The following is a 15,102-nucleotide window of genomic DNA, read 5'->3' as shown; positions in this document are numbered from 1 at the left end:
GAAGTTGCGAATTTTCGCAATTCGTTTAACACTTATCTCGTCAAGGCAGGCGTGAAGGCGAGGGACAGTGTGAGCGAGGCGTTCGCTGCGGCCATCCGGCGCCGGGTGGATGAGGCGGCCGGCGCGCTGCGCGCGGCCGAGGAGGACGGCGACGCCGACGCCGCGCTGGCCGCCGCCGGCGGACTGGACGAGGTGCTGCGGATGGCCCGCGCGCACGGCGTGCACACCGGCCGGAGCCCCGGCCCGGCCCGCGAGGCCCCGGCGGGAAGGGAATCGCCCTGATGTCCGTCCCCCTGTACGAGGCCAAGGCCGAGTTGTTCCGGCTGCTCGGACATCCGGTGCGGATCCGCGTGCTGGAGCTGCTCCAGGACGGCCCGATGCCGGTGCGCGACCTGCTGGCCGAGATCGAGGTGGAACCGACCGGCCTGTCGCAACATCTGGCCGTGCTGCGCCGCTCGGAGCTGGTCACCGCCCGCCGCGACGGATCGACCGTCGTGTACGCGCTGTCCGGCGGCGACGTGGCGGAGCTGCTGCGCGCCGCCCGCCACCTGCTGCAGGCCAAGCTCTCCGGCCGGCACGCATTGCTGAACGAGCTGCTCGAGTCGGAGGCCGGCGAACGGTGACCTCAGTGCTCCGGACGGGCTGGGTCCGTCTGCGCCCCCTCCTGCCCGGCCGGGCCGATCTGGCCGCGTTCGGCCGTCATCCGCGCCGCGACCTGCTGGCCGGGCTGACGGTGGCCATCGTGGCGCTGCCGCTCGCGCTCGGCTTCGGCATCTCCAGCGGGCTGGGCGCGCAGGCGGGGCTGGCCACCGCGGTGGTGGCCGGCGCGCTGGCCGCCGTCTTCGGCGGCTCGGCCCTGCAGGTGTCCGGGCCGACCGGGGCGATGACGGTGGTGCTCGTCCCGATCATGCACGCGCACGGCGCCACCGGCGTGCTGACGGTGGGGGTGCTGGCCGGGCTGCTGCTGCTCGGCCTGGCCCTGGCCCGGGCGGGCCGGTTCATGATGCTGGTGCCCGCGCCGGTGGTGGAGGGGTTCACCCTGGGCATCGCCTGTGTGATCGGCATGCAGCAGGTGCCCGCCGCGCTCGGCGTGCCCACGCCTGAGGGCGACAAGGTGCTGGCCGTGGCCTGGCAGGCGGTACGCGACTTCGCCGTCCGTCCCAACTGGGCCGCCCTCGCCATGGCCGCGGCGGTCGCGGCGCTGATCCTGGTCGGCGGACGCCGGCGGCCCGCCGTGCCGTTCTCGCTGCTGGCCGTCGCCGCCGCCACGCTCGTCGCGGAGCTGGCGAGGCTGCCGGTGACGCGCATCGACGCCCTGCCCGCGGGGCTGCCCGCCCCGTCCCTGGAGTTCCTGGACGTCGCCGCGCTCAGCTCCCTCGTCGCCCCCGCGTTCGCCGTGGCCGCGCTGGCGGCGCTGGAATCGTTGTTGTCGGCCGCCGTCGCCGACGGCATGAGCGTCAACCATCGGCACGACCCCGACCGCGAACTGTTCGGCCAGGGCATCGCCAACCTGGTCGCCCCGCTGTTCGGCGGCGTCCCGGCCACCGGCGCGATCGCCCGTACCGCCGTCAACGTGCGCGCGGGCGCGGCCTCCCGGCTGGCCGCGCTCGCGCACGCCGCGATCCTCGGCGTCATCGTGTTCACCGCCGCCGACCTGGTCGCCCGCATCCCGCTGGCGGCCCTGGCGGGGGTGCTGCTGGCCACCGCGGCGCGGATGGTCGAGGTCGGCTCGGTGACGTCGATGCTGCGCTCCACCCGGGCCGACGCCGTCGTCCTGGCCTCGACCGCGGTCGCGACCCTCGTCCTCGACCTGGTCACCGCCGTCATCCTCGGCCTGATCGTGGCCGGGGCGCTCGCGCTGCGCGCCATCGCCAGGAACGTGCGCCTGGACACCGTGCCCCTGCAGCCCGACCTGCCCGGCGACCACGGCGCCGAGGAGCACGAGCTGCTGGCCGAGCACATCGTCGCCTACCGGCTGGACGGGCCGCTGTTCTTCGCCGCGGCGCACCGCTTCCTGCTGGAGCTGTCGGAGGTCGCCGACGTCTCGGTGGTGATCCTGCGCATGTCCCGCATCACCACGATCGACGCCAGCGGCGCCCTGGTGCTCGGCGACGCCATCGCCCGCCTGGAACGACGCGGCATCACCGTGTACGTCTCCGGCATCCGGGACGGCCACCACCGGCCGCTGCGCGCCCTGGGCGCGATCGCCCGCCTGGACGAGGCCGGTCAGGTGTTCGCCTCGACGCCGGAGGCCATCGCGGCGGCCCGCCACCATCTCCACCGCACCGGCGTCCTGCCCGCCCCCATCGGCTGACCACCGACGAAGGCGGGCGGGCCGGTGTGGTGCCGCGATCAGTAGCAGTACCAGGAGAAGGCGTTGTGCTCGTCGTGGAAGGCGGCGTGGGACAGGGCCGCGCCGTGCTGCCAGCGGCACGCGTCGTGCATGTTGATGCCGTGCATGGTGCCGTCCACGCCGACGCAGCGCCAGCTCCAGACCGACTTCGGATTCTGGGCCACCGAGTTGAGGTGGCCCAGGCTCTGGCAGTACGCGTGCAGGCGGTCCAGGCCCGGCTGGCCGGTCGCGGGGGCCGCCTGGGCGGGCGACGCGGTCGTGGCGAGGGCGGCCAGGCCGAGCCCGGCGGCGAGTGCGGTGGCGGCGAGGGCCGCCATGACCTTACTGGTCCCGGGGCGCGGTGCGCTGGATGCGTTCACGGGTCTCTCCTTCGCTGCGGGCGGCCCGGTCGGCCGCCTCGCACCCCACGCAACCGGCCGGGCCGGGGTGTCCAACAGCAGGTCGGACGGACCCGGACGGACTCGTCTGGCATCCGCCCGGTCCCGCCCGCCCGGCCTCATTCGGGAGTCTGGTCCAGCAGGCCCTGGGCCAGCCGGCGGACGGCCGTGCGCAGCTCCGGCGGCGACAGGATCGTGAACGGGAAGCCGAGCCCGGCGAGCATGGCGGCCATGCCGTCCAGGGACTCGGCGCGCATCCGCAGCAGGACTCCGTCCGGGGTCTCGGTGAGCGTGGCCACCGACGGCGGGACGCGACGGGCCGCCTCGGCGAGGGGCACGCGCAGCACAACCTCGACGAGGTGCGCGTACGGCACCCGGGCCAGCGACGCGGTGACCTGCCGCACCGGGTCGGACTCCGCGGGGATCTCGTAGGAGGCCGTCCCCGGGACGACCGAGGAGATCCGGTCGAGGCGGAAGGTGCGCAGCTCGCCGGACAGGTGGTCGAGGCCGGTCACGTACCAGCGGCCTGAGTGGAAGACCAGGCCGTGGCCGTCCAGTTCGCGTTCGGTGGTGGAGCCCTTCCAAGAGCGGTAGCCCAGCGTGACCCGGCGGCGGTCACGGATCGCGGCGGCCAGGGTCAGCACGGCCCGGCCGGCGGGGGTCCGCGCGGCGCGGGCGGCGAGGGTGAAGTCGAGGGTCTCCTCCAGCGCGCCGGCCTGCTGCCGCAGCGTGGCCGGCAGCACCCGCCGGATCTTGGCCAGGGCGGCCTCGGTGGCCTCGGCGGCCAGGCCCAGGCGGCGTCCGGCGAGCAGGCCGAGGACCACGGCGGTGGCCTCGTCGTCGGTGAGCATCAGCGGCGGCAGCTTGTAGCCGGGCATCAGCCGGTAGCCGCCGTACCGGCCGCGCTCGGCGGCGACCGGGATGCCCAGGTCGGCGAGCCGGGCGGCGTAACGGCGGACGGTCCGTTCGTCCACGCCGAGCCGCTGGGCGAGGTCGCGGCCGCCCAGCCCGTGGTGGGCCTGGAGCAGTTCGAGCATCGCCAGCATCCGGGTCGCCGGATATGACACAGGTCACCCTCTTAATCCGGGCGGGTTCTGTCCGCTTTCGGCCTTAGCGTAGCGACATCGGTTCACTTGGAAGGACGACGAGATGGCGAACTACGTGCTGGTGCCCGGATTCTGGCTCGGCGCCTGGGCCTGGGACGAGGTGGCGGACGAACTGCGCGCCGCCGGGCACCAGGTGCGGGCGGTCACCCTGACGGGGGTGGCGGAGCGGGCCGCCGAGCTGTCGCCGGAGGTCGGCGTGGAGACACATGTCGCCGACATCCTGGCGGCGATGGACGGATGGGACGAGGTCGTCCTGGTCGGGCACAGCGGGGCGAGCGTCCCGGTGACCGCGGTCGCCGACCGGCATCCCGAGCGGCTCAGCCGGGTCGTCTACGTGGACGCCGGGCCGCTGCCGTCCGGGGCGGCGGTGATCGACTTCAACGACGAGGACACCCAGAAGGCCTGGCGCGCCCAGGTCGGGGACGGCCACGCGCTCGACGTGCCCGCCTACGAGCAGGGGCAGGGCAGGTTCGCGGGCCTGACCGAGGAACGCTGGGAGCAGATCCGCGCGAGGGCGACGCCCCAGCCGTGGGGCGCGGCCGTGCAGCCGGCGCAGCGGCCGGAGCGGATCCCGGCGACGCCGAAGACCATGGTCGCCTCGACCATGCCGGTGGCGGTGATCCGCGAGCTGATCGCCTCGGGGAACCCGGCGTTCGCCGCGCTCGGCGCGCCCGAGTGGACGTTCGCCGAGCTGCCGACCGGCCACTGGCCGATGTTCTCGCGGCCGGCCGAGCTCGCCGCGCTGCTCTGACGTCCGCGCGGGCGTTTCCGCCGGAAGGGGTGGGGTCAGCGCGGGTTCCCGCGGACGGGGGCCTGCTCGGGCGGGCGCGGCGTGCCGTCCAGGTAGGCGAGCACGGCGCGGACGCGGCGGTGGCCGGAGTCGTCCGGCGCCAGGCCGAGCTTGGCGAAGACGTTGCCGATGTGCTTGTGGACGGCGTTGTCGGAGATGCGCATGCGCTCGGCGATGGTGGCGTTGTCGTGCCCCTGCGCCATGAGGGCCAGGGACTCCCGCTCACGGGCGGTGAGCGCGGCGAGGGGGTCGTCGGCGCGGCGCGCGAAGAGCTGGGCGACCACTTCCGGGTCCATCGCGGTGCCGCCGGCCGCGACCCGCCGCAGGGCGTCGACGAACTCGGCCACCCGGCCGATGCGGTCCTTGAGCAGGTAGCCGATGCCGCCGCGGCCGTCGGCGAGCAGCTCGCCGGCGTACTCGCGCTCGACGTACTGCGAGAGCACCAGGATCGGCAGCGCGCCGTGCTCGCGGCGGGCCCGCAGCGCGGCGTGGATGCCCTCGTCGCGGAAAGACGGCGGCAGCCGCACGTCGACGATGGCGATGTCGGGGCGGTGCTCGGCGACGGCGCGCAGGAACGCCTCGCCGTCGCCGACGACCGCGACGACCTCGCAGCCCTTGGCCGCCAGCAGCAGCTTCAGCCCGCTGGCCAGCAGGACGTTGTCCTCGGCGATCACGACCCGCACGGGACCTCCTTCGACGATCCCGATGCGCACGGCATCCGGACGGCGAGCGTGGTGGGGCCGCCCGGCGGGCTGTCGAGGCGCAGGGTGCCGTCGAGGGCGGTGACCCGCCGGCGCATCCCGGGGATCCCGGTGCCGCGCGCCTCGTCGGCGCCGCCCCTGCCGTCGTCGGTGATCTCGATGGACAGCACGTCGCCGGCGCGCTCGATCCGCAGGGACGCCCGCGTGGCGGCGGCGTGCTTGGTCACGTTCGTCAGCGCCTCGGCGATCACGTAGTAGGCCACCGTCTCCACGGACGGCGGCAGCGCGCCCAGGCCGGCGAGCTCGATGTGGACCGGCACGCTCGACCGGGCGGCCAGCGCCGTCAGCGCGCCGTCGAGCCCGCGGTCGGCCAGGATCGGCGGGTAGATCGTCTGGAGCACCGCGCGCAGCTCGGCCATCGCCTCCTCCGTCGTCTCGTGCGCCTCCTGGAGCAGCAGGGCGACCGTGTCCGGGTCGTCGGCGAGCGACTCGCGGGCCAGGCCCAGATGCATGGCGATGGTCACCAGGCGGGCCTGCGTCCCGTCGTGCAGGTCGCGTTCGATGCGCTGGAGCTCCGCGCCGTGGGCGTCGACCACGCCGACCCGGCTCCTGGTCAGCACGTCGACCCGCTCGGTGAGCCGCTCGCGGGCCGACGGCGCGAGCAGCGCCAGGCACAGCCGCGCGTGCAGCCGCGCCAGCGCGGGCAGCCCCCACCAGGCCGCCGCGCCGAGGACGGCGATCTGCGCCGCCCCTCCGGCCAGCGCGGTCACCCAGTCGTCCACGGGGACGTCGAAGAACGAGAACAGCGTGGGACGCGTGTCCGCCGGGAACGCCTGCCACAGAACCATCGCCACCGCGGCGACCACGATGTTGCCCAGGCACAGCAGGGCGGCCAGCCCGAGCGGGAACCCGGTGGCGACGTGCGCGAGCGCCCAGGCGAGATCCCGCCGCCCGCCCGGCACCCCGCCGGCCGGGACGCCGAGCAGCCGGCCGGCCCGCCGGCGGTGCCAGCCCGCCCAGCCCCGCCCCGCGGCCGGCGCGAGCAGCACCGGGAGCACGAGCGCCGTGGCCACGGCGGTGGCCAGCGTGCCCAGCAGATAGACCGAGCCGGAGAACGACCGGGAGAGCGAGCCGGACGACAACAGGGAGGCCGAGCCGGAGAACAGCCGGGAGATCGGGCCGGGGAAGGCACGGTCACGCATGCGCACCTCCTCCTGACCTGCGTACCGGGGCACCAGTATCCCGGCACCGTCCGCGGCCGGACACTACAGCGGGCTGTACCAAGGGCCTGCGGCCGGCTGTATCGTGCCGGGCGTCCGGCCGGAATAGCGTCCCCGGCCATGAAACCGACACGTGTGCGGCCGCTCGGCCGTCTGGTCCCGGCCCTCGCCCTGATCGCCCTGTCCGTCGCCGTCGCGCCCCCGGCCGGGGCCGACGCCGGCGCGTCCGTGGCGACCGGCCGGAAACCTCCGGCGCTCGACTGGAAACGCTGCTCCCTGGGCCCGGACGACGCCGTCGGCGGGCAGCTCGACCGGGCGGGCGGGCGCTGCGCGGAGCTCGCCGTCCCGCTCGACCACTCCAGGCCGGGCGGCCGCACCATCAAGCTCGCGCTGTCCCGCATCCCGGCGACCGACCGCGCCCATCGCATCGGCACCCTGGTGCTCAACAGCGGCGGCCCCGGCGAGAGCACGCTCGGCATGCCCCTGCGGACGCGCGCGGCCATGAAGGACGTCGCCGCCCGGTACGACATCATCGGCCTGGACCCGCGTTTCGTCGGGCGCAGCACGCCGCTCGACTGCGGCTGGCCCATCGGCCTGTGGCTGCGCTCGGCCGGCTCGACCCGCGCCCGGTTCGACCACCAGGTGGCGATGCAGCGCGACCTGGCCGAACGCTGCGCCCGGCGGCACGCCGACGTGCTCCCGTACGCCAACACCCGCGACACGGCCCGCGACATCGACCTCGTGCGCCGCGCGCTGGGGGAGCGCCGGATCTCCTTCCTCGGCTACTCCTACGGCAGCTACCTGGGCGCGGTCTACACCCAGATGTTCCCCGGCCGTACCGACCGGGTGGTCCTGGACAGCCCGGGCAACCCGGACAAGTGGGGCCCCCGGGCGATGCAGGGCAGTGAGGACGAGGCGGACCGCGCGCTGCGCGCCTGGGCAGCCTGGGCCGCCGGACGCCACGCCGCCTACGGGCTCGGCGCCACCCCCGCCCGCGTGCTCGCCACCGTGGACACGATCGTCGCCGCCGCGGAGGAACGCCCGCTGCGCGTCGGCGCGTACGAGGTGGACGACCAGGCGGTTCCGTACCTGCTCTCCGTCGGCTCCGCCAGTGACCGTCCCGAGGCCCGCGCCGAGTTCGCCGCCACCGTCCGGACCCTGAACGAGGCCGCGCACGGCCGCCCGGCCGAACCCGGCGCCGAGTTCGCCGGATTCCTCGCGTTCGTCCTGACCAGCGCCGGTTCGCCGTTCGCGAGCCCGGCCGCCGCGATCACCTGCGGCGACCGGGCCGCGCCGGGCGACCCCGACGTCTACTGGGACGACGTCCAGCGCAGCCGGGCGCGCCACCCGCTCTTCGGCCCGGTCAAGAACAACATCTGGCCCTGCGCCTTCTGGCCGGACCCGCCGCGCGAGCGGCTCACGCACGTCGCCAACCCCACCCCCGCGCTGATCGTGTCGGCCACCGGCGACACCGCCACCACCTACGAGGGCAGCAAGGCCATGCACCGGGCGCTGACCGGCTCCCGCCTGCTCACCCTGCGCGGCGCCATCGCCCACGGGATCTACGGCGAGTACGGCAACGCCTGCGTGGACGCCAAGGTCAACGCCTACCTGGCCACCGGCGCGCTCCCCGCCGCCGACCAGACCTGCCGCCCCTGACCGTCCCGGCCCGCCCGCGGGTGGGCAGGCCGTGATCGGCGCCCGCGCTAGCGGCCTCTCACCCGTACCTCCGCCAGGGCGAGCGGGTCGGTGCCGGAGGAGAGCTGGATGCGCACGTGCCGGCCGGTGGTGCCGGCGGGCAGCTTGACCGTGCTGGGCCGGCCGGCCTGTTCCTGCACGTGCACGGCGGTCACACCCGGGGAAGTGCGGGCCGCCTCCAGGCCGTCGGCGGTGATCGGCTGCTCGGAGGACATCACCCAGTAGTCCCGCAACCGGTCGGCGCAGCAGTCGGTGCGGTTCCAGATCTCCACGCTGTCCAGGGCGGCCGAGGCCCCCAGATCGACCTGCCACCAGGCTTCCCTGGCCGGTTCCTGGGTGTGGGTGACCGAGCCGTTCCAGAAGCCGCCGTCGGTGTTGCCGTCCACGGCCCGTCCGGCCGGGGCGTCGTAGCCGGTGCTCTGCTGGGTGGCCGGTTTGCCCTCGGCCAGGTTCGGCAGGACCACCGAGACGGGGATCCGGTACGGCGCGCGCAGCCGTCCGGACCTGAGCGTCGCCTGGATCCCCAGCGCGGCGGGCTCGGCCCCGGGCGGCACGGTCACGGTGACGGGCACCTCGACGGCGGCCCCGGCGGCCAGGTGGCCGATCCGGGTGCTCGCCGGGGTCACCGTCCAGCCGGCGGGCGCGGTGAGGGTCAGCGAGGCCGCGCGCAGCGGCGTGGAGCCGGGGTTGGTGACGGTCACCTTGCCGGTGAGGCTCTCACCGGCCTGCACGTGCTCGGGCAGGTCCGTGCCGAAGCGCGGCAGGGCCGACACGCCGGGCGTCTCGATCTTGAACGAGTAGGCGTACTGCCCGGTCTCGGCGGGCGTGGTGACGACCACCCGGCCCTGCTCGTCGCGCTGCCACGGCAGCGGGCCGGCGTCGGAGCCGAGCAGCGTGATCCGCGTCCCGGGGCCCACCGGCACGTCCGCGCCCAGCGTGAGCCGCTCGCCCGGCCACTTCAGCGCGGTCGCGTAGAGGACGCCGTCCTTGGCGGTGTACCGGACGTCGTCCGGGCCGCCCTTCTCCTCGGCGCGCGTCCAGTACGTGGTGCCGTACATGGCCTCGCCGTTGACCTTCAGCCAGGAGCCCATGTCCAGCAGCCGTTCCCGCTGCACGTCAGGGATGGTGCCGTCGGCCTTCGGGCCCACGTCCAGCAGCAGGTTGCCGTTCTTGCTGACGATGTCCACGAAGGAGTCCACGAGCTGGTCGGAGGTCAGGTAGTCCTCGATGGGCTCGTTCTGGTTGTAGCCGTAGGAGTGCGCGATGCCGCGGCTGGCCTCCCACTTGACGGGGTCGATGTCCGGCTTGACGGAGTACTCGGGCGTCTGGAAGTCCAGCTCGTGGCTCTCCAGCGCGCCGCTCTCGATCTTGCACCGGTTGGCGACCGCCACCTCCTTGCCCTTTTGGGCCGCCTGGTTGTAGTAGTCGGCGATCACCCCCGCGGTCTGCCACTGGGCGGCCGAGCGGTCCCACTGGCCGTCGCACCACAGGATGTCGGGGTCGTAGCCGTCGATCAGCTCGCGCATCTGCGGGAGCATGTAGTCCTTGACGTAGTCGCCGCTCTGCGGAGCCCCGGTGTAGGGCACCGGCTGACCGGTGTACGGGTTGGTCGCCGGGCGGCCGGTGAACAGCGGGTTGTACCACTCCATGAGCGAGTAGTAGAAGCCCGCGCGCAGCTTCCCGTCGGCGCGGGCCGCGGTGAACAGCTCCTTGGCCAGGTCACTCTTCGGACCCAGCGCCATGGTGTCGCGCTCGCTCACCTTGCTGTCCCACAGGGCGACGCCCTCGTGGTGCTTGGAGGTGAGGACGAAGTACTTGGCCCCGGCGTCGTTGAAGAGCTTGACCCAGTCGGCGGCGTCGAACTTCTCGGCCTTCCACTGCTCGGCGAAGCGGTCGTAGGCGAAGTCCGGCCCGTAGGTGTCCCGGTGGTAGCTGTTGGTCGCGTTACCGGGGGAGTTCATGTAGTACCAGTACCACTCGGCGTAACTGCCGCGCGGGCCCCAGGCCGGGACGGAGTACGCCCCCCAATGGAGGAAGATGCCGAACTTGTCGTTGTTGAACCACTTAGGGGTCGGGTGACTGTTCAGGGATTCGACGGTCGGCTCGTAGGGGCCGTCCGTCGCGGCCTGAGCGGGAGCGGGAAGACATCCGATGACACTGAGCAGGGAGACGGCAAGAAGGCGACGTAAGCGAGCCATGTCCACTCCAAGGCGGGGGAGAGATTGGACGAAAGGTAGCCCGATCCCTGTTCCGTCGGCAAGAGTTGTGCGACGATTCATCCGATGTCTGTTCCGGAAGGGCGGGAAGGCGCTACGCCTGGGCCGCACCCGCCGCCGCGCTCCAGCGCCACGGCGGGACGTCGGTGCTGGACAGGGTCTGCCCGCCGGAGGCCGCCGCGTAGAGCTGCTCCAGGACGGTGTCGGCGGCGAGCCCGGCCGCGCCGGTGATCGATCCGCGTTCCTTCAGCGCCGAGGTGACGATCGACGGCGCCGGGCGTACCGTGCACAGGGCCTCGACGTGCCGGCGGAGCGGCTCCAGGAAGGTGTCGCCGGCGCGCGCGTTGCCGCCGCCGACCACCACGATCTCGGGGTCGATCGCGAGCACGAGCGCGGCGATGCCGATCGCGATCTCCCCGCTGAACCGGTCGACCGCCTGTACGGCCGCCGCCTCGCCGTCGGCCGCGGCGGCGAACACCTCCTCGCGGTTGAGCCGCCGCCCGTCGGCGAGCCGCACGTCGTGCAGGAACTCCTGGGCGTGCTCCCAGCCGACGTGCGGCAGCGCGCCGATCTCGCCGGCCGCGCCGTTCGCGCCGCGGACGACCATGCCGTTCAGCACGAGCCCCGCCCCCGTGCGGTTGCCCGAGTGCACGTAGATCATCGACGTCGCGTCGGTGGCGCTGCCCTTCCACGCCTCGGCGAACGCGGCGAGGTTCGAGTCGTTCTCCACCGCGATCGGGCACTCGAAGTGCGGTTCCAGCGCCGCGCGCACGCTGAAGCCGGCCCAGCCGTGCGCGCCCTTGGTGATGACGTCCTGGTAGACCACGGCGGGCACGGCCACGCCGATCGCCCACGCCTCGGCCCGCCCGCGGCCCTGCTCGGCCAGCAGCCGGTCGACGACCTGCACGGCGGCGGCGACGAGGTCGCCGGGGGCCTCGGAGACGGACGAGGCGACCGACCCGGCGGTCAGCACCTCGCCGTTCAGGTCGGCGATCTCGGCCCTGGTGGTGTGCTGGCCGATGTCGATGCCGACCACCACCGCCGCCTCGGCGCGGAAGCGGTAGCGGCTGGCCGGCCGCCCGGCGCCGGTCGGGGCCAGCGGCTCGACCGGGGCGGCCCAGCCGAGCGTGACGAGGTTGGCGACGACGGAGTCCGCGGCGGTCTTCGAGAGCCCCGTGGCCTGGGCGACCATCTGGATGGTGAGCGGCTCCCGCCGGATCGCCTCGATCACGGCCAGGGAGTTCAGGCGCCGCAGCCGCGACTGGTCTCCGGCGCGGCGCAGCGGGCCCCGCTCACGTCCGATCAGCACACTCATCCACAACCCTCTCGATTCCCGTGGCGCCGGATGACGCACGAAGTACGGTCAAGGCTCTTCCATTAATACAGAAACTGTCTTTATTATTGCGCAGCGCAGCCCCGTCTCGCGTCGCACGGCACTCCGTAGACGCCTGCCCCCAGAAGGGAACAGCAATGCGCAACGGCATCCGTGTCACGGCCGTCGTCGGCGCGCTCCTCGTCCTGAGCGCGTGCGGCACGAAGCTCCAAGGCGGCGAGTCCTCCGCCGCCCCGTCCGGTTCGGCCGCGAAACCCCTGGTCTACTGGGGGAAGTGGGCCAAGGGCACCCCGCAGGCCACGCTCTTCGAGAGCGTCATCGCCGACTACGCCAAGCAGACCGGCGTCAAGGTCGACGTGCAGTGGCTCGGCAAGGCCCAGGAAGAGCAGATCAAGAACGCGATCGCGACCGGCGAGGGGCCCGACTTCTTCGACACGGCGATCGACCACACCGCCGAGTTCCGCGCCGCCGGCGCGCTCGGCGACATGTCGGACGTCTTCCGGACCAGGATCCCCGGCGAGAACGCCACGATCGAGGAGGTCCTGCCCAAGAGCGTGCTGAAGGCGATCAGCGACGACAAGGGGTACGGGTTCGTGCCCCACAGCGTCTTCTCCGTGGGCCTGTGGTACGACGCCGCCCGCCACCCGGACTTCGCCACCACGCCGCCCAGGACCTTCGCGGACTTCCTCGCCCTCGCGGGCAAGGAGAAGGCCGCGGGACGCCGGCCGATCGCCCTCGACGGCACGGTCAACTCCTACAACGCGTTCTGGCTCTACCAGCTGCTGCTCTCGACGGCGGGCCCCGGCACGCTGCGTCAGCTCGCCGAGGACCCCGCCGCCTGGGACCGTCCCGACGTGAAGCGGGCCGTGACGGAGCTCGAATCGCTGGTCAAGGCCGGGCTCTTCCAGCCCGACCACATGGCCACGAAGTTCCCCGACGCGCAGAACGCCTGGGCGGCCGGCGACCACACCTTCAACCTCAACGGCACCTGGCTCGGCAGCGAGACGGCCTCGCTGCGCGCCCCGGCGGTCAAGGCGCGGATCATCGCGTTGCCGCCGGTCGACGCCTCGAAAGGCGCGGCGGTCACGATCGGCGCGCTCGGCTGGGGCGTGAACCCGAAGTCGGCGAACCGGCGGGCGGTCTCCGACTTCCTGGCGTTCGCGATGCAGAAGAAGTACATCGACCGGATCGCGACCGACGCCGACAACATCCCCTCGCGCTCCGACTCCCCGGCCCCCGAGGAGCTCACCTCGATCCAGGAGTCGATCCGCACCGCGACGGCGGTCAGCCTCGACTTCGACGGCGTCGCCACGGTGGCGCCCAAGTGGTTCAACGACGTCTTCCTCCCGCTCGACGACAAGCTCGTCGGCGGGTCGATCGACGCCGGGAAGTTCCTGGCCGAGGGCAAGGCGCAGACCGCCGAGCTGGGGGACTGATGGTCGCGGACACCGTGGCGCGGCCCGCGGCACGGCGGGGGCGGGTGCGGGCCGCCGGTGGCGCCCTGCACGTCGAGCGCCGCTGGCTGTACCTGCCGTTGCTGCTGCCGGCACTGGTCGCCTACCTGATCTTCTTCGTCGTGCCGTCGATCTTCGGTGTCGTGCTCAGTTTCGCCGAATGGTCGGGGCTGGGCACCGAGTTCTCCTGGGCCGGCCTCGCCAATTACGCCGAACTCCTGTCGAGCCGGATGTTCCTGTCGTCGTTCCTGAACACCGTCCTGCTGACGCTGGTCGTCGGGGTGGCGCTCTTCCTGATCGCGGTCGCCGCGATGGTCGCGCTGCGCACCGCCCGCGCCGGCGCCTTCATCCGGTCGGCCGTCTTCCTGCCGTTCATGATCTCACCGATCGCCGTCGGTCTCGCGGTCTCGTTCCTGTTCAACCCGAACGGCATGGTCAACAGCGTCCTCGGGCTGGCCGGGCTGGACGCGCTGCGCCAGCCGTGGCTCGGACCCGAGCTCATCTTCCGGGTGATCATGGCCGGGGTCGTGTGGAGCGCCGCCGGCTTCTACGTCGTCCTGGTGATGTCCGCGGTGGACGGGATCCCCCCGAGCCTGTACGAGGTGGCCCGCATCGAGGGCGCCGGCCTGATCCAGCAGTTCAGGTACGTCACCCTGCCACTGACCCGCGACATGATCGCGACCGCCGCGGCCCTCTGGGCGATCGCCGGCATCAAGACGTTCGAGATCGTCATCGCCTTCGTCGGCACGGCCGGCACCCCGCCGCCGGAGGCCAGGACCCTGGCCGTCGAGCAGTACCTGCGGGTCACGGGCGGACGCGTCGGCGGCCTGGCCCGGCTCGGTGAGGCGGCCGCCATCGGGGTGGTCATGACGGTCGTCACCGTCGGGCTGATCGTGCTGTCCCGCCGCATCCAGCGGCGCGACCGGCTGGAGTGGTCATGACCGGCCCCGCGGGCCGACGCCCGGCCGACGCCTTCGGCTCCGCGGCGATCCTCCTGGTCAGGGCCGGATTCTGGCTCTGGGTGCTGCTCAACCTGGCCATGGTCCTGTGGGTCATGCTGAACTCGGTCAAGACCTCGCGGTCGATCTTCGCCGACCCCGTGGGGCTGCCCGGCACCTGGATGTGGGAGAACTTCGCCACCGCCTGGTCGACCTCGGGGCTCGGGGCCGCCACGCTCAACTCGGTGGTCCTGGTGGCCGTCTCGGTCGCGGTCATCATGGGGCTCGGCATCCCGGCCGCGTACGCGGTGGCCCGGCTGGGCGGGCGGTCGAGCGGGCCGGTCGCGACGTTCTTCGCCGTCGGCATGAGCATCCCGTTCCAGGCGTTCGCCGTTCCGATGGTGCTGATCAGCGCCGGACTGTCGCGGTTCATGATCGACTGGATCACGGGGGCCTGGGACCCGCGCATCACCGTGGCGCTCTTCTACGTCGTGCTGAGCCTGCCGTTCAGCGTCTTCGTGCTCATCGGCTACTTCCGGTCGCTGCCCGGCGAACTGGAGGAGGCCGCGGCCCTGGACGGCGCGACGCCGTTCAGGACGTTCTGGCAGATCATGGTCCCGCTCGCCAGGCCCGGCATCACGACCGTGGCCGTGCTGAACGTGCTCAGCCTGTGGAACGAGACCGTGATCGTGCTGATGCTGGTGCCCGACCAGCGCATGCAGACGCTGAACGTCGCGCTGCTCAACTTCTACTCCAACATGCAATACACCTCGAACTGGGGCGGTCTCTTCGCCGGCGTCGTCATCGTCGTGCTCCCCATGATCGCGATCTACCTCTGGTTCGGCCGCCGCATCGTCAACGGCATGACGCAAGGCATCGGCAAATGACCGGCAATCACGCGGAAACGGATGGTCAC

At 73.1% G+C, this 15,102-nt stretch carries 14 protein-coding genes; 8 read left to right on the top strand and 6 right to left on the bottom strand.

Annotated elements, in window-relative coordinates:
* Positions 1 to 69: 69 nt before the first annotated feature.
* Genes ABZ459_RS21165 through ABZ459_RS21155 form a run of 3 tightly spaced genes read left to right on the top strand, consistent with a single transcriptional unit; the run spans position 70 to position 2,314 of the window.
* Entirely contained in the window at positions 70 to 282 is a 213-nt protein-coding gene (locus ABZ459_RS21165; RefSeq protein WP_357972490.1) for a hypothetical protein, read from the top strand.
* Positions 282 to 623: a metalloregulator ArsR/SmtB family transcription factor gene (locus ABZ459_RS21160; RefSeq protein WP_352327141.1), complete on the top strand. Its 342-nt coding sequence runs from the start codon at positions 282 to 284 to the stop codon at positions 621 to 623. The genes ABZ459_RS21165 and ABZ459_RS21160 overlap by 1 nt, the downstream gene beginning before the upstream one ends.
* Complete coding sequence (locus tag ABZ459_RS21155; protein WP_357972487.1) at positions 620 to 2,314, top strand: SulP family inorganic anion transporter; 1,695 nt, start codon at positions 620 to 622, stop codon at positions 2,312 to 2,314. Before ABZ459_RS21160 ends, ABZ459_RS21155 begins: the two co-directional genes overlap by 4 nt.
* A 38-nt stretch (positions 2,315 to 2,352) precedes the next feature.
* Here the strand turns inward: ABZ459_RS21155 and ABZ459_RS21150 are convergent, their stop codons facing one another.
* The gene (locus ABZ459_RS21150) at positions 2,353 to 2,712 is read right to left on the bottom strand and encodes a hypothetical protein (RefSeq protein WP_357972484.1); all 360 of its coding nucleotides are present in this window, start codon (positions 2,710 to 2,712) and stop codon (positions 2,353 to 2,355) included.
* Positions 2,713 to 2,849: 137 nt separating this feature from the next.
* Positions 2,850 to 3,797, bottom strand: coding sequence for a YafY family protein (locus ABZ459_RS21145; protein ID WP_357972481.1), 948 nt, complete (start codon positions 3,795 to 3,797; stop codon positions 2,850 to 2,852).
* An 82-nt stretch (positions 3,798 to 3,879) separates the two neighbouring features.
* On the opposite strand from ABZ459_RS21145, the gene ABZ459_RS21140 reads away from it, so the two are divergent.
* Positions 3,880 to 4,587, top strand: coding sequence for an alpha/beta fold hydrolase (locus ABZ459_RS21140; protein ID WP_357972478.1), 708 nt, complete (start codon positions 3,880 to 3,882; stop codon positions 4,585 to 4,587).
* A 35-nt stretch (positions 4,588 to 4,622) separates the two neighbouring features.
* On the opposite strand, the gene ABZ459_RS21135 is transcribed toward ABZ459_RS21140, so the two are convergent.
* On the bottom strand, positions 4,623 to 5,309 hold the full coding sequence (locus ABZ459_RS21135; protein WP_357972475.1) for a response regulator transcription factor: 687 nt from the start codon (positions 5,307 to 5,309) through the stop codon (positions 4,623 to 4,625).
* Positions 5,297 to 6,529, bottom strand: coding sequence for a histidine kinase (locus ABZ459_RS21130; RefSeq protein ID WP_357972472.1), 1,233 nt, complete (start codon positions 6,527 to 6,529; stop codon positions 5,297 to 5,299). Before ABZ459_RS21130 ends, ABZ459_RS21135 begins: the two co-directional genes overlap by 13 nt.
* A 138-nt stretch (positions 6,530 to 6,667) precedes the next feature.
* On the opposite strand from ABZ459_RS21130, the gene ABZ459_RS21125 reads away from it, so the two are divergent.
* Positions 6,668 to 8,206: an alpha/beta hydrolase gene (locus tag ABZ459_RS21125; protein ID WP_357972469.1), complete on the top strand. Its 1,539-nt coding sequence runs from the start codon at positions 6,668 to 6,670 to the stop codon at positions 8,204 to 8,206.
* Positions 8,207 to 8,253: 47 nt separating this feature from the next.
* On the opposite strand, the gene ABZ459_RS21120 is transcribed toward ABZ459_RS21125, so the two are convergent.
* Together ABZ459_RS21120 and ABZ459_RS21115 are read right to left on the bottom strand one after the other, a co-directional pair.
* Positions 8,254 to 10,443, bottom strand: coding sequence for an alpha-L-fucosidase (locus ABZ459_RS21120; RefSeq protein ID WP_357972466.1), 2,190 nt, complete (start codon positions 10,441 to 10,443; stop codon positions 8,254 to 8,256).
* A 112-nt stretch (positions 10,444 to 10,555) separates the two neighbouring features.
* On the bottom strand, positions 10,556 to 11,776 hold the full coding sequence (locus ABZ459_RS21115; protein WP_357972463.1) for an ROK family protein: 1,221 nt from the start codon (positions 11,774 to 11,776) through the stop codon (positions 10,556 to 10,558).
* Between the two features lie 155 nt (positions 11,777 to 11,931).
* Between ABZ459_RS21115 and ABZ459_RS21110 the strand changes: the two genes are divergently transcribed.
* From ABZ459_RS21110 to ABZ459_RS21100, 3 genes are read left to right on the top strand one after another with little or no spacing between them, the layout of a single operon-like run.
* Positions 11,932 to 13,230 (top strand): ABC transporter substrate-binding protein, encoded by a 1,299-nt coding sequence (locus tag ABZ459_RS21110; protein ID WP_357972460.1) that lies wholly within the window; start codon positions 11,932 to 11,934, stop codon positions 13,228 to 13,230.
* The gene (locus tag ABZ459_RS21105) at positions 13,230 to 14,189 is read left to right on the top strand and encodes a sugar ABC transporter permease (protein WP_357972457.1); all 960 of its coding nucleotides are present in this window, start codon (positions 13,230 to 13,232) and stop codon (positions 14,187 to 14,189) included. Before ABZ459_RS21110 ends, ABZ459_RS21105 begins: the two co-directional genes overlap by 1 nt.
* Positions 14,186 to 15,073 carry a carbohydrate ABC transporter permease gene (locus ABZ459_RS21100; RefSeq protein WP_357972454.1) on the top strand — a complete coding sequence of 296 codons (888 nt, stop codon included), beginning with the start codon at positions 14,186 to 14,188 and terminating at the stop codon, positions 15,071 to 15,073. Before ABZ459_RS21105 ends, ABZ459_RS21100 begins: the two co-directional genes overlap by 4 nt.
* Positions 15,074 to 15,102 lie beyond the last annotated feature (29 nt).

Source organism: Nonomuraea sp. NPDC005692, assembly GCF_040631115.1.
Lineage (GTDB): Bacteria > Actinomycetota > Actinomycetes > Streptosporangiales > Streptosporangiaceae > Nonomuraea.
The sequence above is the reverse complement of the archived record's forward strand: the minus strand, read 5'-3'. Positions and strand labels throughout refer to the sequence as shown.